This window comes from Pseudomonas palleroniana, assembly GCF_003031675.1.
Taxonomy (GTDB): domain Bacteria; phylum Pseudomonadota; class Gammaproteobacteria; order Pseudomonadales; family Pseudomonadaceae; genus Aquipseudomonas; species Aquipseudomonas palleroniana.
On record NZ_PYWX01000068.1, the window covers coordinates 108,662 to 131,698 of the forward strand.

Annotated in this window: 14 protein-coding genes; 7 read left to right on the forward strand and 7 right to left on the reverse strand. The window is 60.0% G+C overall.

Going from position 1 to position 23,037, the window contains the following annotated elements; genetic code table 11:
* Positions 1–29: 29 nt before the first annotated feature.
* The 3 genes from C9383_RS23670 to C9383_RS23680 all read right to left on the reverse strand — a co-directional run bounded on the left by C9383_RS23670 (position 30) and on the right by C9383_RS23680 (position 5,636).
* Complete coding sequence (locus C9383_RS23670; protein WP_060752992.1) at positions 30–1,430, reverse strand: DUF1254 domain-containing protein; 1,401 nt, start codon at positions 1,428–1,430, stop codon at positions 30–32.
* Positions 1,431–1,628: 198 nt separating this feature from the next.
* Positions 1,629–1,991, reverse strand: a complete 363-nt coding sequence (locus tag C9383_RS23675) for a response regulator (RefSeq protein WP_060752993.1) — start codon at positions 1,989–1,991, stop codon at positions 1,629–1,631.
* A gap of 144 nt (positions 1,992–2,135) precedes the next feature.
* Positions 2,136–5,636, reverse strand: a complete 3,501-nt coding sequence (locus C9383_RS23680) for a hypothetical protein (protein WP_143038213.1) — start codon at positions 5,634–5,636, stop codon at positions 2,136–2,138.
* A 278-nt stretch (positions 5,637–5,914) separates the two neighbouring features.
* Here C9383_RS23680 and C9383_RS23685 point away from each other — a divergent pair, with 278 nt between their 5' ends.
* From C9383_RS23685 to C9383_RS23710, 6 genes are all read left to right on the forward strand, one after another.
* Entirely contained in the window at positions 5,915–9,412 is a 3,498-nt protein-coding gene (locus tag C9383_RS23685; protein ID WP_090371000.1) for a response regulator, read from the forward strand.
* A complete protein-coding gene (locus C9383_RS23690; RefSeq protein WP_090371002.1) occupies positions 9,413–10,249 on the forward strand; it encodes a CheR family methyltransferase in 837 nt (278 codons plus the stop codon).
* Positions 10,246–10,845, forward strand: coding sequence for a chemotaxis protein CheB (locus tag C9383_RS23695; protein WP_090371004.1), 600 nt, complete (start codon positions 10,246–10,248; stop codon positions 10,843–10,845). Before C9383_RS23690 ends, C9383_RS23695 begins: the two co-directional genes overlap by 4 nt.
* On the forward strand, positions 10,839–12,032 hold the full coding sequence (locus tag C9383_RS23700) for a hybrid sensor histidine kinase/response regulator (RefSeq protein WP_090371007.1): 1,194 nt from the start codon (positions 10,839–10,841) through the stop codon (positions 12,030–12,032). The genes C9383_RS23695 and C9383_RS23700 overlap by 7 nt, the downstream gene beginning before the upstream one ends.
* Positions 12,033–12,110: 78 nt before the next feature.
* Positions 12,111–12,488 carry a response regulator gene (locus C9383_RS23705; RefSeq protein WP_060752999.1) on the forward strand — a complete coding sequence of 126 codons (378 nt, stop codon included), beginning with the start codon at positions 12,111–12,113 and terminating at the stop codon, positions 12,486–12,488.
* A gap of 469 nt (positions 12,489–12,957) precedes the next feature.
* Positions 12,958–16,707: a hypothetical protein gene (locus C9383_RS23710; RefSeq protein ID WP_143038214.1), complete on the forward strand. Its 3,750-nt coding sequence runs from the start codon at positions 12,958–12,960 to the stop codon at positions 16,705–16,707.
* A 12-nt stretch (positions 16,708–16,719) separates the two neighbouring features.
* Here the strand turns inward: C9383_RS23710 and C9383_RS23715 are convergent, their stop codons facing one another.
* The 4 genes from C9383_RS23715 to C9383_RS23730 form a co-directional block, all read right to left on the reverse strand.
* On the reverse strand, positions 16,720–18,402 hold the full coding sequence (locus tag C9383_RS23715) for an ATP-binding protein (RefSeq protein ID WP_090371010.1): 1,683 nt from the start codon (positions 18,400–18,402) through the stop codon (positions 16,720–16,722).
* Positions 18,399–19,901: an ATPase domain-containing protein gene (locus C9383_RS23720; RefSeq protein ID WP_090371012.1), complete on the reverse strand. Its 1,503-nt coding sequence runs from the start codon at positions 19,899–19,901 to the stop codon at positions 18,399–18,401. The genes C9383_RS23715 and C9383_RS23720 overlap by 4 nt, the downstream gene beginning before the upstream one ends.
* A gap of 143 nt (positions 19,902–20,044) precedes the next feature.
* On the reverse strand, positions 20,045–21,103 hold the full coding sequence (locus C9383_RS23725) for a tetratricopeptide repeat protein (RefSeq protein WP_090371014.1): 1,059 nt from the start codon (positions 21,101–21,103) through the stop codon (positions 20,045–20,047).
* 68 nt (positions 21,104–21,171) lie between these two features.
* Complete coding sequence (locus C9383_RS23730; RefSeq protein WP_090371016.1) at positions 21,172–22,065, reverse strand: bestrophin family protein; 894 nt, start codon at positions 22,063–22,065, stop codon at positions 21,172–21,174.
* Positions 22,066–22,268: 203 nt separating this feature from the next.
* Between C9383_RS23730 and C9383_RS23735 the strand changes: the two genes are divergently transcribed.
* A complete protein-coding gene (locus C9383_RS23735) occupies positions 22,269–23,036 on the forward strand; it encodes an SDR family NAD(P)-dependent oxidoreductase (RefSeq protein ID WP_090371019.1) in 768 nt (255 codons plus the stop codon).
* Position 23,037 lies beyond the last annotated feature (1 nt).

Consider the following 23,037-nt stretch of genomic DNA (forward strand, 5'->3'; position numbering starts at 1 on the left):
AGCGAGCAGGCTCGCTCCTGTACAACCCGTTACTTGAGAGGCGTCAAGGGGGGAAGTTTCCATTGACCGTTACCCACCTCAGGTTTGGGCAGGTAAATGCGCAGCACCGCATAAAACGGACCGGGTGGCGCCGGCAGCCAATTGCTCTGTTCGGCCTTCGGCGGCTCGTGGTGTTGCAGCGCCAGGGTCAGGCCGCCATCGGCGTCGAGCTTGAGGTTGGGCAACATCTGCGAATTGATCAGGTAACGCTTCTTGTGGTTGGGCACCAGCAACTTGGTTTTGGCGTCATACATGGTCAGCGACCAGAACGCATCGGCCGGCGGCAGTTGGTCCTTGGCAAAATGCACGGTGTAGCTGTGGCGCGCGCCGTTGGCGGGTTTGCCTTCGCTGTCGACGTAGTAGGTCAGGTAAGTGGCTTCGTCGCTTGAGTTACCGAAAATCTCCAGGTTGGCCCCGGCATAACGGTACAGATAGTTGTTTTTCAGGCGATCACGGCTGCCGAACAGGTCGCTGCTGGAGACTTGCTGGGTGTCGAGCTTGTCTTTCTTGAACGCTGCGAACTCTGCCTTGGCATCGGCGATCCCTTCTTCCAGGGCCTTGCGCTGTTCAGCGCTGAGCTGGTTGACCTTGAACGGTGCGCCCGGCGCAATGCCGATCTTGGCAAAACGCGCCAACAGGTCTTTTTCGCTGTCCTGGGGCGCGGCGAAGCTGAGCATGAAGTTCAGGTAACGGAACAGCTGCGGGCTGTCGGTCATGGTTGCCATCGGCTTGGGCCATTCGATCTTGGCCACTTTGGCCGGAGCTGGCTGCTTCACATAGCTGCTCAGCGGCTGCACTTTATAACCGCTCTGGATCTGCTTGACCTTGGCCAGGTCTTTTTCATCGAACAACTGCGTGCGGTACAGGGCGTAGGCAATGTTGCTTTCGCTGTAGATCACGCGGTCGATGTCGACCGGTTGCTGACCTTTCCAGTCAGGCCCGGCGATCATGAAGTGCCCGCCATTGTTGCCGGTGCTGCGGGTGCCCAGGTAGGCGATGTTCTGCGTGTAGAGGTCGATCAATTGTACCGAGTAGTAGCGGTTGTCTTCGATCTTGGGCAGGGTCAGCACCAGGGGTTCTTTGCGCAGGTCCATCCAGACGAAGGAGTAGGGTGTGTCCGAGTTCGGGGTCGTGAACGCAGTGTCCTTGGGCGTGAACAGCTGGGCGCTGTTGCCGATGTGGTTGAACGGGGCCTTGAAATTGGTGCCGCCTTTATCAACGGCCTGGGTGTAGAGCGTCTTGTACATCTCCACCACCGGGTAGCCGTACAAGTAGGCCTCCTTGGCGATGGCCCGGGCTTCGGTCGGGGTCGCCGTGAAGTCGGCCCAGGCACCGGTGCTCATGAATATCGAGAGGCTCGCCAACAGCAGGCGCGTCGGTTTTCCAATCATGTAGTTGCGTCCTTCCTGAGTGCTTTTTCAAGGGCGTGGGATTAAAACGCCGAGTTTCCAGTTTTATTCGCCGGACGTCACGTTAATCCCTGCAAACAAGTTGAACTGTCAGTGTGATAACGGCGTGGCGCAGATGTGCAGGTTAGCAGACGGCTCCAGGTTCAGAGGGGCCGTGCTGTTTGTCCTGGGGAAGGAGGGCTACGCGGCGGGCAACATCGATTTGACTTTGTCGCGCAGTTGATCGATCGAGAACGGTTTACCGATGACTTGCATCCCTTCGGGAACGTCGATGTTTTCGGCATAACCACTGGCAAACAGAATTGGCAGGGTGGGGCGGAGTTGACGCACTTGGGTCGCCAATTCCTTGCCGTCCATGTCGGGCAGGCCGACATCGGTCATCATCAGGTGGATGGCTTTGTCGGTGTTGACCACGGCCAGCGCTTCGCCGGCATCAGCGGCCTCCAGTACACAGAACTCCAACTCTTCAAGCACATCGACAATCAACATGCGCACGATGGCGTCGTCTTCGACTACAAGGATGGTGGAGGCAGGGGACGGCATAGTGAACATTCCTGAAAGTAAAGGTGCAGAGGCCAAGTAGGGCTGAGGCAACTCAACTAATGAGTAGTCACAATGCCAGCAAGTTCCGAAAAACTTAATGGCACTGTGACTTTAGGCAGGCAGGATGCCTCGGCGCTTGATGGTTTACAACGTAACGCTGGAAAGTTCTCTGACCGCATCCGGGTTGATGCCGGGTCGATTATTCACATGGCCGGGATCAAATGTACTAATGCTGTAGGCGCGTTTACCCGTCAGCGTGCGACGCGTGTTGTGTAATGCTGCGGATTGGCCGCTGTTGAGCAATTCCTCCATGCCTTTTTCCATCGACTGCAAGTTTGTGAATTTGACCAGGCCGGCGTTGGGGTCGAAAAAGAACCACTCAGGCTTACCGTTTTTGATCCGCATCCCAGCCAGCATCGCGTGATCCACAGTACCGATCCTGATAGTCATCGACTTTCCAGACGTGAGCATTTTCTCGATGATCTCGTCGTACCCGACTTCCACCTGCCCGCCGAAATGAAAGGCACTGGGTTTTTTCACCGCATCTTGCAGGTCGCGCAAATGCGTGGCGAATCGTGTGTGGGCGGCCGTTGAAGGGTTGTCGCTCACCTTGAGCAGGTTCTTCACAAACTGCTCTTCGCTGCCCAGATGCAGCGCCAGCGCCATGGCATAGGATATGCCGGCGCACTCGCCGACGGAGGGCAAGTCAACGTGTGCGTTGTAACGGGCCTGTGAAAAGGGCAGCACCGATACCCCTGGCCCCGTCGCATCATGGCGCAGTAACGCGCTGGTGTACTCACCGTCCCGGATATAGGCAAGTTTCAGCTCCCGGCTGAGGATGCCCAGCTCACGTGGCAGTCGCCCCTGCGCTTCAGCCAGTTTTCTGAGTTGTGAACTGCCCATTCCATCGCGATAACCCGGCAGTTCGTGCAAGCGTCCGGTCAAATAACCCTGATTGAAGGCCGGTCTGTTTTCCGCTGTCCGTGCGTTAAGGATGTTGTTGTGCAGTCTTAAATACGCAGGTTCGTTGGCCACCCCATTCGAGGCATGCAGCTCAGGTGCCCCGCGTGGGGAAAAACCGTCGATGGGCAGGCCATAGGGTTTATTGGCGACGGGATCATAGGGGTACCAGTGATCATTTTTCAGGACGGCAACACCTTCGGTCTCGATCCCACCCACCTTGTATGTGCCGATCAAGGTCGGCCCATGCTCCTTGCTGGCAGCCTTCAATAAGTCATAGCCACCGCTCGCGCCCCTCAGGTGATTGAGCCATTCGACGCTCTTGGAGAACCCGCCGCCGATCAAGCGGGTGGTACCCACCGCCGCATCGCCCAGGCCGCTCAAAGGATTGAGTGAACTGAAGGTGGCCATCCCGATGACCTTGACCGTACGCGCCACCTTGGTGGCGGTTGCGGCGGCAGTGCCGGCGATCTTGATAACCTTGCCGGCGGTGCCCACGCCGGCGGTCAAGATGCCGAACAGGTCCATGCCCAAGTCGAACAAACCTTCGCCGATATGCCCTTTGCGAAAGTGATTGAACGCCGCGCGAAAGGGGATCAGGTCGAGTATGGCCTCGCTGACCGCTTCGCCGCGCCTGCGGTTGTTATCGGCGGTGGTGAGGCCGCGGGCCTGTTGTTTGATCGCCTCGTTATCCAGGTCGGCATGCTGTACGAACGCTTCAGCGATCAGGCCGGTACGCCCTGAGTTAAAGCTGTCTGGAGGCGATTGATTCGCAGGCTTCTGTTCCTCACGACGGGCAACGTCGTCCCCCTTGGGGATGAAGGCTTTGGTTTCGTGCACGATATTGGCGTCCCGACGGCTCTGGGCGCTTGCCCGCGACGGCCGAATCGGTGCTATCACCCCTTTGTTAAAGCTGATCGCGTAGGCCCTGGTCACCCCGTCGCGCTCGACTTCGACGAGCAGTTCCTCATTTCTGGGGTGTGGCGTGGTCCCGGTAAACCCCGTGCCCAAGCTGTGTGAATGCTCCTGGAAGAAGCTGATCTTGCCGTATTCGAGATCTTCGCGTATCGCCAGGGGCGCCTGGCTGATCAAGTGCCTGACGTAAGTATTGATGGCGGCCTTTTTTTGCTGGACGGCGCCGGCGAACTGCGCCTCGAAGGCGTCGGCCACGACAAACCGAGGGTTGGCATTCAAGGCCGCCAGCGGCATGCGCGTGTCGTCAGAGGTGAAGACGCAGTCAGCGTCCGGCAAGTCCATCATGGCGATGTCCAGCATCGAGTGGGGCCCGACCTCGATCGTCCGATAGCCGACGCCGCCATCGGCTGTGGTTTCCTGGCGGCTGATGTGGAGCCGTTTTTCCTCGAACAGGGCCTGTTGCTCGGGGAAGCGTTTTTTCAGCTCGGCCAGCGCCATCTCTCGACGCGACGGAATCTGCGCATCCAAGGCTTGCGTGGCGGCGCTGGTCAGCGCTCTGCGTGCATTGAATTCACCGAGCAGGGCGGTGAGCTCATCAGCGCTATAGCGTTGATCATCTTTCCTGGCCAGCACCCCGTTGGCCACGCCCCAATCCACCAGGACTTCCCGTTGCACGCGCAGGGTCACGGCCGGGTCGGCCGCACTCGCGCTCCGCGCCGCGAACATGACTTCGGTATACGTCATGTTCGCGACCCTGCCGGGCGTCTGCGCCTCGAGGGTGGCCGCCGCGATCATCAGGTCGACACAGGCAGGGCTGCCATAGGTGACGCTGGCCGGAATGCCCTTGATCAGCAAGGCCGGTGCGCGATTGGCCAACAACAGATGCGCGGCGACTCCGGCCATGGCCGCGCTGGTCTTTGCCTGCGAGACCAGATGCTGTTCAAGACCATCGACCAGCGCGGACAGCGGCTTGCCCCAGTGCTTGTCATGGGCCAGATCGAAGCCTGCGACAACGTTGCGATGCGGTGTGGTGATGGATTCCGGGTCCAGTTGCAAGATCACGGCGGCGAGCAGGTAATCCATCGTGCTGCTGTCGGTGGCGACGCCCTGCAGGGTTTCGCGCAGTGTTTCGCCGAGTAATTGCCCTTCGGGTGAACTGATCAGGGCCTCCAGCGCTTTGGCCGGATCATTTAGCAGCCCTGCGGGGAGCGGCGTGCGAAGTCGCAAGAACTCCAGCAACAGGCCCTGGGTCTGCATCACTTGCGGTTGTTGGCCATGGGGGTCGACATGGCTCATGGCGATGCGCCGGACGCGTTGCTGTTGATCGGTGCTCAGCGGCACTGGCCACGACAGCGCGCCGCCCAGATTGCCCAACGGATGCACTTGGCCACGGCCGATAACGGCGTCCGAGAGGCCGTCGAGCGCGAAATGGCGGTCAGGTAAAGGCAAGCCGAGACTGTGGATGAAAGCCTCAAGGGTGACGTGCCGGCCGGCATCCTGAGGAGGATGTGAGTCAGGATCAAGCAGCATCGATGTGCTTTTCAGCGCTGCCAATATCACCGGTGCGGTGGCGTCCGCGCCCAGTTGCCTGGCCAGTTGGCTGAGCGCTTCGCCCAAGGTGATGAGGTTTCGTTTATCGGCCAGGGCGGTTTTAAGGTTGGGCTTGGGGTTGGCGACCGCGTTGCCGGGTGTAGGCGCAGGCGTAGGGGCGGGTACTAGTGTGGGAAGCGTCGGGATTGCGCGTGGCAGGTGGTGAACAGAGCTTGTCATCTGGGAGCACCTTTATGGGAATGAAGTGGCGCCTTTGCGGTGGAGCCTCCCTGTTCACAGGCGCATCTCTAGGTGGAGTGCCTGAGCACCGACGTTCCCGTGCACGGCGCAGGGAAGTGTGAAAAGAAGTAAGGCGATCGACTCCCGCTCTTGGTTGGCAGGTCGGACGTTTTAACCTGCTCTGTCATCCTTTTCGTCGTTATGCGGTAGAAAAATGGCGTTCCCGGGCAACTTTGGGGCAAACTCCGTTTTTTTCCGCATTTGGCAAAGGCCTGCCCATGACTCCTGCATCGTCCGTCGATGAAAAGAGCTTTCGTCACCTATTGAGCCGAAACGTCGCGCTGCCCTTGGGCGTGGGCGTGCTCAGCGCCGTGTTCTTCGTGTGTCTGATCACCTATTTGTTGTCCGTCATTCAATGGGTGGAGCACACCGACCGGGTCATCAACAACCTCAACGAGACGTCCAAGCTGACCGTTGACCTGGAAACCGGCATGCGCGGCTTTCTGATCACCGGCGACGAGCACTTCCTCGACCCCTATGAGGTGGCCAAGCCCCGGATCATTGCCGACCTGCGCAACCTCCAGGAACTGGTGTCGGACAACCCGCAACAGGTGGACCGCCTCAAGCGCCTGGAAGCCCTGCAGATTGAGTGGAACCAATACGCCCAGTCGATGATTGAAATGCAGCGCGCCAGCGGTGATTACCGAAGCGCAGTGAAGGCTGGCCGGGGTAAACGCCTGACCGATGAAATCCGTCAGGAATACGATAACGCGGTGGCGATGGAGCAGCAGTTCCGTATCGCGCGCAATGAAGAGGTCACCCGTACGACCGTGACCAGTGTCACGCTGTACCTGATCTTCGTACTTGGCCTGAGCGGTTTTCTGGCGTATATCGGTCGCAAAAATCTTGTCGCTTTATCAAACAGTTACAACGCAAACCTCGCGTCGCAACAGAAGATTGCGCGGCGCCTGGAGCAACAAGCCTGGCTGCGCACCGGCCAGACCGAGCTGGCTGAACAGGTACTCGGTCAACTGACCCTGAATATGCTGGGGCGCAATATTCTGCAGTTCTTTGCCCAATACATGGGCTCAGTGGTCGCCGCGCTGTACGTGCGCGAAGAACACGGTGGCCTCAAACGTGTGGCCACCTATGGCTTTTCGCGTGAACAGGAACAGCAGGAACAATCGATCTACAGCGACGAAGGCATCGTGGGGCAGGCGGCCCAGCAGGATCGCCTGATTCGCCTGGATGATGTGCCGGTGGACTACTTCAAGGTCAGCTCGGGTCTGGGCGATGGCCCCACCCGAAGCGTGCTGGTAGCGCCGACCAGCAATGACGAACGCGTCAACGGGGTGATCGAGCTGGGTTTCCTGCGCCCATTGCAAGAGCGCGACATCGAGTTGCTGGAGCTGATCGCCGACAATATCGGCACCTCCATCGAAGCTGCCCGCTACCGCCAGCGCTTGCAGGAGGTGTTGGCCGAAACCCAGCAGCTCAATGAAGAACTGCAAGTGCAGCAGGAAGAACTCAAGACCGCCAACGAAGAGCTGGAAGAGCAGTCGCGGATTCTCAAGGAATCCCAGGCCCACCTGGAAACCCAGCAGGCTGAGCTGGAGCAGACCAACGAGCAGTTGGCCGCACAGACCCAGACCCTGGCCGACCAGCGCGACGCCATGGACCGCAAGAACATCGAGCTCAACCAGGCGCAGGCGGCACTGGAGGACCGCGCCGACGAGTTGCAGCGCTCCAGCCGATACAAGTCCGAATTCCTCGCCAACATGTCTCACGAACTGCGCACTCCGCTGAACAGTTCGCTGATCCTGGCCAAGCTGCTGGCCGAGAACCCCCAGGAAAACCTCAGCGCCGAACAGGTCAAGTTTGCCGAGTCGATCTATTCGGCCGGCAATGACCTGCTCAACCTGATCAACGACATCCTGGACATTTCCAAGGTGGAAGCCGGCAAGTTGGAAGTGCGTCCCGAGAGTTCCAGCGTCCCGCGCCTGGTCGATGGCCTGCGTGCCATGTTCGAACCCTTGGCGGCGGATCGAAAGCTGGGCTTTCAGGCGCAGATACTCGAAGGTGCGCCGGCGCTGCTGTTCACCGACCGCCAGCGTTTGGAGCAAATCCTCAAGAACCTGCTGTCCAACGCGATCAAGTTCACCGAGCAGGGCGAGGTGAGTCTGTCGGTTTCCCAGGCGCCGGGGGAGAGCATTGCCTTTACCGTGCGCGATTCCGGCATCGGTATCGCCCCGGACCAGCAGGAAAGCATTTTCGAAGCCTTCCGCCAGGCCGACGGCACCACCAACCGTCGTTACGGCGGTACGGGCCTGGGCCTTTCGATTTCCCGCGACCTGGCTACCTTGCTGGGCGGCTATATCACCGTGACCAGTGAGCCCGGCAAGGGCAGTGTGTTCACCCTGGTGTTGCCGCAGCAATACGTGGAACGTACGCAAGACAGCCCGCCGATCGAGGCGCCGCGCCAGGTCGTGGCAGCACCTGCGCCGGCCCCGGTCAGGATTTCCCCGCTGCCGGTGGCCGATACCGAGCAGATTCCGCGCTTCGCCGATGACCGCGACAAAGCCCCATTTGCCACGCGTTGCATTCTGGTGGTGGAAGATGAGCCGAACTTCGCCCGCATCCTGTTCGACCTGGCCCACGAGCTGGGCTACCACTGCCTGGTGGCACACGGCGCGGACGAAGGCTACAGCCTGGCCGAGGAATACATTCCGGATGCGATCCTGCTGGACATGCGCCTGCCGGACCATTCCGGGCTGACGGTACTGCAGCGCCTCAAGGAACACGCCAACACCCGCCACATCCCGGTGCATGTGATTTCCGTGGAAGACCGCGTCGAGGCCGCCATGCATATGGGCGCCATCGGTTATGCCGTCAAGCCTACGACCCGCGAGGAGCTCAAGGACGTGTTTGCGCGCCTGGAAGCCAAGCTGACCCAGAAGGTCAAGCGTGTGTTGCTGGTGGAGGACGACGATCTGCAGCGCGACAGCATTGCCCGGCTGATCGGCGACGATGACATCGAGATCACCGACGTCGCCTACGCCCAGGCGGCACTGGACCTGCTGCGCACCAACATCTACGACTGCATGATCATCGACCTGAAACTGCCGGATATGCATGGCAACGAGTTGCTCAAGCGCATGGCCACCGAGGACATCTGCTCGTTCCCGCCGGTGATCGTCTACACCGGGCGCAACCTGACCCGCGATGAAGAAGCTGAACTGCGCAAATACTCGCGCTCGATCATCATCAAGGGCGCACGCTCCCCGGAGCGCTTGCTGGATGAAGTCACACTCTTTCTGCACAAAGTCGAATCGCAGTTGTCCCATGACCGCCAGAAGATGCTCAAGACGGCGCGCAGCCGCGACAAGGTGTTCGAGGGGCGCAAAATCCTGCTGGTGGACGATGATGTGCGCAACATCTTCGCCCTGACCAGTGCCCTGGAGCAAAAGGGCGCGGTGGTAGTGATCGGGCGTAACGGCCATGAAGCCATCGACAAGCTCAATGAAGTCGAGGATATCGACCTGGTACTGATGGACGTGATGATGCCGGAAATGGACGGCTATGAGGCCACTGCCCTGATCCGCCAGGACCCGCGCTGGAAGAAACTGCCGATCATTGCCGTCACGGCCAAGGCGATGAAGGATGACCAGGAACGCTGCCTCGCAGCCGGTTCCAACGATTACCTGGCCAAGCCGATTGACCTGGATCGCCTGTTTTCCTTGATTCGCGTGTGGCTACCCAAGATGGAACGCATTTAAGTGGAGCAATGTTTTTTGGACAAAAGCAGCGATAGCGATATTGAGCTGCGCCTGCTGATCGAGGCGATTTACCTCAAGTACAGCTACGACTTTCGCGATTACTCGGGGGCATCGATCAAACGGCGCGTAGCCCACGCCTTGCACCAGCTCGACTGCGCGACCATTTCGGCATTGCAGGAGCGGGTGTTGCACGACCCTGCGGCGTTCATGCAATTGCTGCAGTTCCTGACGATTCCGGTGAGCGAGATGTTTCGCGACCCGTCGCACTTCCTGGCCATCCGCCAGGAAGTGGTGCCGCTGCTCAAGACCTACCCTTCGATCAAGATCTGGATCGCTGGGTGCAGCACGGGCGAAGAGGTGTACTCCATGGCGATCCTGCTGCGTGAGGAGGGGCTGCTGGAGCGCACGATCATTTATGCCACCGATATCAACCCCGCTTCGCTGGATAAAGCCAAGCAGGGCATTTTCTCCCTGGAGAACGTGCGCGCCTATACGGCGAACTACCAGCAGGCCGGTGGGCAGCGGTCATTTGCCGACTACTACACCGCGGCCTACGATTACGCGATCTTCGACAAAACCCTGCGCGAGAATGTGACCTTTGCAGATCACAGTTTGGCGACCGATAGTGTATTCTCAGAAACACAATTAATTTCATGTCGCAACGTACTGATTTACTTCAATAAAAAATTACAGGATCGGGCGTTTGGGTTGTTCCATGAGTCGCTGTGTCATCGCGGCTTCCTGGTGCTGGGCAGCAAGGAAACCCTGGATTTTTCCGCCTACAGCAAACAATTCGAGCCGTTGGTCAAGCAAGAGCGGATCTACCGAAAATCATGAACGACGCTGTCACCAACCCGGTTCACGGGATTGAAGCCATCGTCGTCGGCGCCTCCGCCGGCGGTGTGGAGGCGTTGCTGCATATTTTTGAGCCGTTGCCCCAGGATTTCGGCCTGCCGATCATTGCGGTACTGCACCTGCCGGATGAGCGGCGCAGCCAGTTGGCCGAAGTGTTCGCACGGCGCCTGCGCATCCCGGTGCGCGAGGGGATGGACAAAGAAACGTTGCAGGCGGGCACTTTGTATTTCGCAGGTCCCGGCTATCACCTGTCGGTGGAGCAGGACCGCAGCCTGTCGCTGAGCCAGGAAGACCGCGTGTTCTACTCCCGACCTTCGATCGATTTTCTGTTTTCTTCGGCCGCCGATGCCTATGGCAAAGGGCTGCTGGCGATTTTGTTGACCGGCGCCAACCAGGACGGCGCAAGCGGGCTGGCCTACGTCAAGCAATCGGGCGGCATCACCGTGGTCCAGGACCCCAGGGACGCACGGATTGCCGTGATGCCCCTGGCGGCCCTGGCACTGCATACACCTGACCATATTCTGACCTTGAGCCAAATAAGCTCATTGCTGGCGACCCTGGAAAATTCCTCATGTTAAGTACTATCCAGGCCAAACTGCTGATCGTTGACGATCTGCCGGAGAACCTGCTGGCCCTTGAAGCATTGATCAAGCGCGAGGACCGTCAGGTCTTCAAGGCCTTGAGCGCCGACGAAGCCTTGTCCCTGTTGCTGGAGCACGAGTTCGCCATGGCGATTCTCGACGTACAGATGCCCGGTATGAACGGTTTCGAGCTGGCCGAGTTGATGCGCGGCACCGAAAAGACCAAGAACATCCCGATTGTGTTCGTCAGTGCCGCCGGCCGTGAGCTCAACTACGCCTTCACGGGTTATGAAAGCGGCGCCGTGGACTTCCTGCACAAGCCGCTGGATATCCACGCGGTGAAGAGCAAGGTCAATGTGTTTGTCGACCTGTACCGCCAGAGCAAGGCGATGAAGCTGCAAGTCGAAGAGCTGGAGCGCAGCCGACGCGAACAGGAGCTGCTGCTGGCACGCCTGCAAGCGACCCAGGCGGAGTTGGAGCAGGCGGTGCGCATGCGCGATGACTTCATGTCGATCGTCGCTCACGAAGTCCGTACGCCCCTTAATGGGCTGATCCTGGAAACCCAGCTGCGCAAGATGCACCTGGCTCGCGACAATGCCGAGGCGTTCACCCTGGACAAGATGCACGCCATGGTCGACCGCGACGAGCGGCAGATCCGCAGCCTGATCCGCCTGATCGAAGACATGCTCGACGTGTCGCGTATCCGCACCGGCAAGCTCTCGATCCGCCCGGCGCGTTTCGACCTGGCCCGACTGGTCGGCAACCTGGTGGAAAACTTCGCGCCGCAGGTGGCGGCCGCCGGTTCGACGCTGCAATGGGCGAGTGAAGGGCCTGTCGAGGGCCACTGGGATGAGTTCCGCATCGAGCAGGTGATCACCAATCTACTGACCAACGCCTTGCGCTATGGGGCCAAGAGCCCGGTGGAGGTGCGCGTGTACACCGAGCATGGCGAGGCGCGGGTAGAGGTACGCGACCATGGCATTGGTATCAGCGAAGAAAACCAGAAACGTATTTTCCAGCAGTTCGAACGCGTCTCGGCCAGCCAGGTAGCCGCCGGCCTTGGCCTCGGGCTGTTTATTTCCGAGCAGATCGTTACGGCCCACGGCGGTACCATCGAAGTGGAAAGCCGGATAGGCGAGGGCGCCTTGTTTCGCGTCTGCCTGCCCCTGGCGGCGTCGGCATGAAATCAATCGTCGCTTCGACGCAACCTCTGCGTGACCCCATGGTCGTAACAGCAGCAATTGACCGGACAAAGGCTTCCCATGAGTGAAGATGCGCAAGATGTCGTTCTGATCGTCGAGGACGACGAATCCATTATGTTCGTGCTGGGTGAATACCTGGCGGGCCTGGGCTATCGGGTCTTGAAAGCGAGCGATGGCGAGCAGGCTTTCGAGATCCTCGCGACCAAGCCGCACCTGGATCTGATGGTGACCGATTACCGCCTGCCGGGCGGGATTTCCGGGGTACAGATCGCCGAGCCCGCCATCAAGCTGCGGCCTGAACTGAAAGTGATCTTCATCAGTGGTTACCCGCAGGAAATCCTCGACTGCAACAGCCCGATCACGCGGAATGCACCGATCCTGGCCAAGCCGTTTGACCTCGATACCCTGCAGGAGCACATCCAGCACTTGCTGGCCTGATAAAGGGCACGTCCCGTTACATCCTTCTGATCCCCAAACAGGAACCGTCTGACAGCCAGTGCCCAATAAGCGATGCCCTTGATGAGCGTTACTTCGTCACGGGCGATGCTTATTTTCTGTCAGAGGGCTCCCCATGTTTGCGTCTCCCGTTTCGTCGAATCAGCGCTTTGCCATTCCGACACCTGTGACTTCCGTAGCGGCCTCGGGCGAACCGATATCGTTGCCTGAAACGGCGCCCGCAGCGGCCGGTGAACCGCGTCTGTTGCAGCTGTACATCAGCGGCATCCGGCAGGCCGTTGAAAAAAAGTCCAGCGCCGGAATGCTTCACGATATTCCCCAGGAGACGGCGTTCGGCGGGTGGTGGCAGGCGTTGTACAACGCCTCCCACAGCCCGATGTTCCTCGCCTGGGCCAAGGCGCTCAACATTGATACCACTCAGCCGATCACCGTTGATGGTGAGACCCTGACCGTGGTCATCAACGGCGAAAGTACACGGCTTCAACTCAAGGATCAGGCACCGCAGTGGCAGGCTGCGCTGGCGCCGGTGATGGCGGCGATGAAAGCCTTCTACCCCTCGGCCGTGGACCTTCCGACCAGCCCCACATCGGCGCCGCTGATTATCGTTGCGCGCTTTCATGGTGAGGTGCTGCTGCCTCACTACAGCGTCCAGACCCTCGAACGGGCGACGCAGCTCGAGCACAACCAGGCGTTCGATACCCTCAAGCCCGGCGAGACATATGTGAGGCTTGAATATCAATCCCCGCAGTTGCTGCAACAGCAGAAGAACGACCTGGGCGACAGCATTAATCAGTTCAATTTGCTCAAACACTTGCAGCGCTACCGGGGCGAGAACGTCAACTATCTGTTGAACGGCTTTATGCCGATTCATCACGATTCAACGTATGGGCAGTCTTCCGACCAGCCGGAAGCGACCCTGGCGGACGTGCTGGCTGCCGGCGGCTGGCAGGTTCCGCAAAATCCGCAGCAGATGTACAACCTGATCCGCGCCCTGGCCGCCCCGGCATTGCCCGCTCCCCCCTACGGTAACTATGGCGGGGCGTTGGCATGGCCACAGCCGCTGTCCATTGAAGACCAGGCTGAGCTCTTCCGGATCATTGCCGAGAACAAGCCGCCGTTGCCGGGGCTGGACCCGGATTCGGCATTGGGCACCACCGATGTGCTGGGCGCCCTGGTAAAAAACGTGCCGCGCAGTGTGCTCAATACCGGCGACCCCCATGCCGTGATGCAGTGGATCCTGAACTCGAGTGTCGGCAGGCAATTAGGCGCGCAGCTTAAAGCGCGCCTGGGCGAAGTGGCCGCGCACATGAGCCCCGAAGAAGTCTTGCTGACGGCCCTGGGCGTAACGCTCGACGCTGCCAGCCTGTCAGACCCCAAGGAGCCCGCAGAGCAATATGTGGCGGGATTCGACTTGGCGGCCCCGCACTTCTACCGCCAGCCGGTTTCAGTGATCAAGCAACAGCTGATCGAACATCTGGTGAATACCAATAAAACCACGCCCGAGGCGGCACCGATTGCCGCGATGCTGCTGCTCAGCCGCAAGGCCCCGGAACTGCAGGTCAAGGGTGTTCCAGCGGAGGTAACCTTCAACTCGTTCGCCTCGCTCAGCCTCAAGTCTGCCGTGGCGCGTATTGAAGCCACCAGCCCGGGTGCCAGCGCGCAGATGACCTTCACCGAGGTGGTCGAGTTTGATGCGACCGACCCGGTTCGCGAAGAGGATCAACTGATTCAGGACCAGACCCAGGTGCCGGCGATTATCCAGTGGGGCAGGGGGCATGGCCTGCTTGGCCCCCAAGGGCCCTACACCGAGCAGCAGATCAGCGCGACCCGGCAGGCTATCAGCGACCAGCAGAATGAGCTGGTCGAGGCGATCGAGGTCCTGGCCACGCCGGCCCCGACCCAGCGTTCAGTCGCACTGGCCCGGCTCAAGCAAGAGTTTGGCGAGGGCATCGACTTCGAAGAGAAGACTATCCGTAGCAGCAGTGTGGCTTCGGGGGCGCATACGCTGTCGCCGGCACTGAGCGTGGAGCCCAAAGGGAGCTACTCGCTGCTGGATTTCTACCTGGCTAAAAAAACCAGGAGTTATGGCTGGGTTTCGACTAATCCGAGGATCGACGCGGATGTGTTCAAGCGCCTGCGCGAGCTGCCCGACCCGGGCCAGGAACACAAAGCCGCGTTCGATGAATATCGGGCCAGGCTGAGTAAAGCCTGGAGTACCGTGACCCGCACGATGATTGCCAATCTCGCTCCGCAAGATCGGAAGAATATCGAAAGCGGGACGTTGACGATTTATCGACCCGGTGTCTCGAGGCGCATCCTGGAGCGAGAGAGAACAAAGGAATGGAAGTACTACCAGCCCGAGCCACTCGAAGAGCGGGGCAAGCTGATTATAAAAACCGAGCATGAGGGCAAGGCGACTTATTACGAGTTCGACCCGCGCCATAATCGGGTGCAACGCCACGACGACTGGCAAGAGACCTTCAAGGAAGGGTTGCAAGAACCCTACACAGTGGTTGGCGAGGCATTTGACGAGAAGACGGAGGACGCGCGCGAAATCACGCGGGTTGTGCCCGAGTCGGACGAAGAGGCCCGTCAGCAACAAGCCCGGCCTGACAGCAAATCAACTTCCAACGCTTTTTCCAGCAGCCGCAGCCAGTACCTCGGCAAGAAATTGGCGGACGAGATCATTGAGGGCTATCACCTTGATGACGTCCGGGAGAGCACCCTGGCGGTGACGACTTTCGACGAAGAAAAGGCGCAGGCGCATGCCGACTTCCAACGCATCATCGGTTTTTTTCCTGGCGTTTCGATGATCAGGAACTTGGTGAACGGTGATTACGTCGCGGCGGCAGGGGATATCATCTTCGATGTCGTGATGACAGCCACCACTGCGGGCATTGGCCGCGCGGGAGGTGGGGCCCTCAAAGGCGTTGCCAAGGATACAGTCCAGGCAGCCGCCAAAAGCTCCATCACGCCTGTACGCAAGATGTTCGGGCAATCATTGCTGATGGGGTTCGCCGATGGTGCGAAAACGGGCGCCAAGGCGGGCTCAAAATTGCTCACTGACGCCGTTCGACGCGTACGCACAGGTTTTTCCGGCAAAACCACGCAGTCAGGCGTACGCCTGACCCCGCAGCAGGCCAATGTGGTGTCCCAGCGCAGCGATCTGTTCGAGGGCACGGCTAAAGCCGCCGGCGCTGGAGGGTATTACCCGACCATTGCCAAGTTCGATGCAGGCTCCGGCAGGTGGTTTGCCTACAACCCGGCCACCAACAAGTCCTTTGGCAGGCCCTTGGCGGATTTCAAGCCCACGACAACCACCCACCTGGACACCCAATGGCAGAACGTCACCCGCAAGGCGGAAAACGGCGCCCACGCCGCCGCGTTTCGCGAAGGCTACTTGAATGGCAACCCGGCCGATGTGCCTGGTTATTCAGCGGGCATGAAGTCGGCCCAAATCAAGAAGCTGGCTGTGAGCCAAAAACACACGCCCAAAAATCTCGGCATATTGGCGCGGCAACAGGAACGGGTAGCGGTGCAGTTTAGTTTGAAGGGCGTCGATGTGTTCAACAATGCTGTGCGTAGTGCGGGTGGCAGGGTCACGCCGATCTCGCAATTGTTTTATTTGAGCCAGGTGCAGCCGTTATCCCAAGGCCAGTGTGCAGCACTGTCCCATGTGATGATCGAGGCGATAAAACGGGGCAAGGGGCAGCAGTTCATCGACAACCTCTTTAAAGCGGCGGCCAATCCGAACAGCGCCGCTTCCAAGCGCTTTATCCAGACGGTCACGGGCATGCAAAGCCGGTTCGCCCAGCCGACTGCATTCCATGGCATATCCAATGTGCCCTCTAAACCCTTCAACGTGATAGCTGATGAACTGGTCACGGCTCCCCAGACCAAATACATCCTGGTCAGTGATAAAGGCCACGCCATGGTCGTGGGGGTCAAGGTTGAAGGGGGGCAGCGTACTTACTTCTTTTTCGAGCCCAATTACGGTTTGGCTGAGTTTCCGACGCTGGGCAGCTTGCGCAAAGCAATGAATGACGTATTCACCAACAAAAAATTTCCCCGACCCTATGCCAACACCGACCCCACGCCCAAAGTGCTGCACCTCGGTGTCAGTGAATACCGCAGCGACGCGCTGAGCAAAGTAGGCGTCGACTCCGACACCGTAGCCAGTCTGTTTATGACCCCACTCTAGACCCGCCGCGGCTTACCCCTGGGAACGCGCGTTGATCATCTCGCGGACCTTCGCCGTCAGCATATCGAAGGTGAACGGCTTGGTGATCAACTGCATCCCGGGGTCAAGAAACCCACCGCGCACCGCCGCATGCTCGGCATACCCGGTAATGAACAGCACCTTGAGCTCGGGCCTTATCTGCCGCCCGATCTCGGCCAACTGCCGGCCGTTCATGCCTGGCAAGCCGACATCGCTGATCATCAAGTCGATGCGTTGCTCCGACTCAATGATCGGCAACGCCGAAGGGGCGTCCTCAGCTTCGACATAGGCGTAGCCCAGTTCCTTGAGCACCGTACTGACCAACACGCGGACCGCCGGGTCATCTTCGACAATCAACACGGTCTCTTCGGCACCGGCGAACGGCAGCAGCGCGGGGTCGGTGGCCTCGGCCTGCGTGATTTCACCGTGGAAGCGTGGCAGGAACAAGCTGACGGTCGTGCCTTTATCGACCTCACTGTGAATCGTCACATGGCCGTGGGATTGACGGGCAAACCCGTAAATCATCGACAACCCAAGGCCGGTGCCCTGGCCGATGGGCTTGGTCGTGAAAAACGGGTCAAACACCCGGCTCATCAGACCTTCCGGGATACCACACCCCGTGTCGCTGACGCTCAACTCCACATAGTCGCCTGGCTCCAACGTGCCATAGGCGGCGGTAAACACGCTGTCCAGATGCCGATTACTGGTTTCCACCACCAGCCTGCCGCCCCCCGGCATGGCATCCCGCGCATTGATCACAAGGTTCAGCAAGGCACTTTCCAGTTGGTTGGGGTCAGCTTCCGCAGTCCATAAGCCGGCGGCCAGGCGCATATCCAGGACGATGCTTTCGTTGATGCTGCGCTTGAGTAACTCCCCCATGGAACTCACCAACTGGTTGATTTGCACCGGTTTGGCGTCCAGGGATTGGCGACGGGAAAACGCCAGCAAGCGGTGAGTAAGGCTGGCTGCGCGGTTGGCCGAGGTGACGCCCAGGTCGATCAGGCTGTCGAGGTCATCCAGCTTGCCGCGCGCAACCCGCCTGCGCAGCATCTCCAGGCTGCCGATGATGCCGGTGAGCATGTTGTTGAAGTCATGGGCGATACCGCCCGTCAATTGGCCCACCGCTTCCATTTTCTGCGATTGCCGCAAGGCATCTTCGTTATGGCGTAATTGCGCGGTGCGTTCTTCGACCTGCTGTTCGAGAGATTCCAGGGTCGTTTGCAGTCGCTGCTGGCTGGTACTCAGTTCTATGAGCCGGTCACGCGCCTCATATTGCCGTCGCCGGCCGCGCAGGGCGGCGCTGACCAGACTGATCAAGGTCACCGGATGAAAGGGGCGCTCCAGGAAGGTAACGTTGCCCAGCAACTCACCCAGGTGCGCTGAGCCGTTGCGTTGATGACCGCCATGGTGGGTCATCAGCACAATCGGCAAGTCAGACCACGCCGGTTGCCGGGCGAGGTAATCCAGCAAGGGCGCCAGTTCGACACCGCGCAGTGCTTCGGCGGCGATGATCAGCAGCCCGGCGCCTTGTTCCAGCGCCTCGCACAGGGCGCCCAGACTGTGGGCAACAATCCCGTCGTAGTGCGCCTCGTTGAGCATCTGCAACGCCAATGTACTGTCGCGGCCCAGCGGCGCCAGAATGATCGCACGCTCGGAGACCGGTGAAAGGCCTGTCACTGCTCCTCATCCTCCAGCAGCGGAGCGGCGCTGCCCACATACGTGGGAATACCGCGCAGCACGCCTTGGAAATTGCTCAGCGGGGCACCAATGGTCATGCCCTGTTTGCTGATGCGGTACTCACGAATAGTCGACTCATGGGTCCCCGTCCTTTTCTTGATGACCGAGATAGCCCGACGAACTTCGCCCAGCGCTTCGAAGTAACGCAACAAAATGACGGTGTCGGCCAGGTAGGTAATGTCCACGGGCGCCTGCATGTCCCCGACCAGGCCGTGTTGGGCGATAGTCATGAAGGTCGCCGCGCCACGGCGATTGAGGTACAGCAACAATTCATGCATGTGCAGGATCAGCGCGTTCTCTTCCGGCATCGCCGCCTGATAGCCGTTGAGGCTGTCGATCACTACCGTCTTGATGCCATGCTCGTCCACGCAACGCCGTACGCGATGAGAGAACTCCCCGGGTGCCAGTTCAGCGGCGTCCACCTGTTCGATCAGCAGGTTGCCGGTCGCTTGCAGTGCTTCAAGGTCAATGTTCAGCTTGCGCATGCGCTCGAACAGCAGACCCAGTTCCTCATCGAAAATAAACAGCGCGGCTTTCTCGCCGCGGGCCACCGCCGCCGTGGCAAAGACAAATGCGATCAGCGATTTACCGGTACCGGCAGGGCCGAGAATCAGGCTGCTGGAGCCGGTTTCAATACCGCCGCCGAGCAACGCATCGAGTTCCTGGATGCCGCTGGTCAAGGTCTCGCGCACGTAGCCGGCGCGGTGCTCGGCAGCCACCAACCGGGGAAATACGTGCACACCGCCTTCCAAGATGGTGAAATCATGAAAACCGCCGCGATACTTCTGGCCACGGTACTTCATCACGCGCACGCGCCGACGTTCGGCGCCATAGCTGGGAGTCAGCTCTTCCAGGCGGATCACCCCGTGGGCCACACTGTGCACGGTCTTGTCCAGCGCCTCGGTGGTCAGGTCGTCGAGCAGCAGCACCGTGGTGTCATAGCGCACGAAGTAATGCTTGATTGCCAGGATCTGCCGGCGATAACGCAACGAGCTTTGTGCCAGCAGGCGGATCTCCGACAGACTGTCGATCACCACCCGGCTCGGTTTGACACGCTCGACCACCTCGAAGATCTGCCGGGTGGCCTCACCCAGTTCCAGGTCGGAGGAATACAGCAGACTTTGTTGGTGCTCGGCATTGAGCAGGCTTTCGGGTGGGGTCAGCTCGAAAATATGGATGTTGTCATCCAACTGCCAACCGTGGGATTCGGCGCCCTGGCGCAACTCGCGCTCGGTTTCGGAAAGGGTGATGTACAGCGAACGCTCGCCGTTTTTCGCACCGGCCTGCAGGAATTGCAGGGCAACGGTGGTCTTTCCGGTACCGGGTTCGCCTTCCAGCAGGAACAGGTGGCTACGCGAGAGCCCGCCGACAAGAATGTCATCAAGACCTTCGATGCCGGTGGCCGCCTTTTCACTGAACTGCGTATTGGATGTAGACAAGAAGTGCCCTCAGGTCACGTACAAGTAGGTGCGCGCTGCTTTGAGCGCGCCATATTTACTTGACCGTAGCGGCCCCGTGGCGGTTCAACGTTTTGCGTTTTTTGTGCAACCAGTCGCTGTTTTTACAAATTTGTATTGTCAGGTCAGAGACCTTGCTGTAGCGCAGGATCGTCCGGATTTTGCTGTTCAAGCTGAGCCAGCAACACCTGGACGTTTTGCAATTGGCCACTTTCCTTCCAGTAGTTGACCAGCAGCACCCGCGCCTTGCGGTTGGCGGGGTGGCGTTGAATGATCTCTTCCAGCTGGCGCTGGGCCGCCTCCAATTCCTCCTGGGCGTGCAGGGTGGTGGCCAGGTCGTAGCGGTAATCCTGATTGTCCGGCTCCAGCTCCACCGCCTTGGACAAGCCGAGCAAGGCATATTGGCGTTCACCGTGGTGCAACAGCCACAGGCCCAGGGCATGTTGCAAGTAGGCCGACTCCGGGTGTTCGGCCAGTTGTCGCGCCAGCAATTGGCGGGACTCATCGGTTTTGCCTTGCTTGTCCAGCAGCTCGATTTGCGCCACCACGGTTTGCAGGTTATCCGGCTGCAGGCGCATCGCCTGTTCCAGGGCATGTTGCGCGTCCGGCAGCAGGGCGCTGTGAATGTACAGGCGCGCCAACTGGATCCAGCCTTCGGCCGTCTCGGGCTGGGCCTTGAGATATTTCACAAATTCGTCGAGCACTTGCTGCAATGGGCCGAAATAAAGGCCCAGCGTGTCGGGTGAAAGGCCGAGCAAGGCGTTTGCGGCGGCAAAGCGCACACTCTGTTCGGGATCTTCAAGTACCGGGCCCAGCAGCAAAGTGCGCTGGCCGGTCGGCACCAGGCCGACGATGCTGTGGATCGCCGCCTCTCGTACCAGTGGCGACTCATTGGCCAAGTCCTTGTCGGCGAGCTTCAGCGCTTGCGGGCTGGGGTAGTTGGGCAGTTCCGCATGCAGGGCGGCACGACGTTCCGGCGACAGGTCCGGCCGCCCCAGCTGTTGATACAACACGCGTGCGGCGCCTGGCTCCCCGTTGTGCGCCTGCTTCAGCGCTTTGCCATAGCCATGGGCAATCGCCGGCGGCACGGCGACCTGAGCGGTGCGGGAGAAATACCAGGTGATCGACACAATCAACAACAGGGCGCACAGGCCGATGATGGAGTAACGGCGTGACTTTGACATGCAGGCGTCCGGGCAGCTATCGCAAAGCCATCAGCTTCGGCCAGAGCACGGCAGGTGTCAAACCCGTATCAGTTCAGCACATAGTCGATCGGTTGCAGGGCCGGCGGTAAATCGGTTTCGCCCAGCGCGGCGAGGACTTCACGCTCCAGGGTGCGCAGCAGCGCATTGCACGGCAGGTCGTTTTCGTCAAAGCCAAAGGGGTCTTCGAGGTCATCACCAATTTCGTCGAGGCCGAAGAACGTATAGCTGACGATGGCTGTGAACACGGGGGTGAGCCATCCCAGCGGCTCGGCCATGGCGAACGGCAGCAGAATGCAGAACAGGTAGATGGTGCGGTGCAACAGCAACGTGTAGGGGAAGGGCAGCGGTGTGTGCTTGATCCGCTCGCAGGCCGCCTGCACCTGGCTCAAGCCGACCAGACGGGTTTCCAATTGGGTGTAGCGCCAGTCGCTGATCACACTGCGCTGGGCCAGCTCGGAAAAGCGCGCACCCAGGGTTTGCAGCAGGCTGTCGGGCGGGTTGGGATGGTTGCCGTCCACGGCCATCCATGGCGCTATCGCCCGCGCTTCATCTTCATGGCGCAAACGCGCAATCAGCCCATGGGCAAAGCCACAGACACCCCGCAACAGGTCGCTGCGCTCGCGGCAGTCACCCAGCACCTGGGTTTCACGAATCAGCGAGCGCACCTCAATGATCATCTGCCCCAGCTGTTTGCGGCCTTCCCACCAACGGTCATAGCAGGCGTTGTTGCGAAAACTCATGAAGATCGACAGCGATAGCCCGAGCAACGTGAACGGCGTCGCATTGACCCTGGAGAAGTACGCGGGGTGCAGGGTTTCCACCAGCACGATCACCGAAGCCAGCAGGGTGACCAACAGGCTGCGCAAGGCAATGCGCTTGGCAATCGAGCCTTTGAGGGAAAACAGGATGCCCAGCAGATTGGGTTTGGAACGCACGATCATCGCGGCAAGACTTCTTCGGTGGCGCAGGCCCCCAGAGTAGAAGTCGCGTGCGCTGGCGTCCAATCACTTGGACCGACCGGTCGATCAGCGCGATCAATCATGGCCAAACCAGTCAGCCAGGTTGATGGCTTTGACCATTGCTGCCAAGCGGCTCTGGAGTGACTATTTCCAGGGTCGCTTGATCCACTTTGAAGGAAACAATAATGCAGATTGAAAACAAGATATTCCTGGTCAGTGGCGGTGCTTCGGGGCTCGGTGCGGCGACCGCTGACATGCTGGTCGCGGCCGGCGCCAAGGTGATGCTGGTCGACCTGAACGCCGAGGCCGTTGCGGCCAAGGCCGGCCAATTGGGTGATAACGCGCGTTGCGCGGTGGCCGACATCAGCCAGGAGGCCGCTGCCCAGGCCGCCGTGGAAGCCACGGTCGCAGCGTTTGGCGGCTTGCATGGGCTGGTGAACTGCGCCGGTGTAGTGCGTGGCGAGAAAATCCTCGGCAAGAACGGCCCCCATGGTTTGGCCAGCTTCGCCCAAGTGATCAACGTCAACCTGATCGGCAGCTTCAACCTATTGCGCCTGGCCGCTGCAGCCATTGCTGAAACCGAGGCGAATGCCGACGGTGAGCGCGGCGTGATCATCAACACGGCCTCGGTGGCCGCCTTTGACGGACAGATCGGCCAGGCGGCGTATTCCGCTTCCAAGGGTGCCATCGCCAGCCTGACCCTGCCCGCCGCCCGCGAGCTGGCGCGCTTCGGCATCCGGGTCATGACCATTGCCCCGGGCATTTTCGAAACCCCGATGATGGCCGGCATGACCCCGGAAGTTCGCGACTCCCTGGCCGCCGGCGTGCCATTCCCGCCGCGCCTGGGCAAACCGGCCGAATACGCGGCGCTGGTACGTCACATCATTGAAAACAGCATGCTCAATGGCGAGGTGATCCGTCTCGACGGCGCCTTGCGCATGGCTGCCAAGTAAG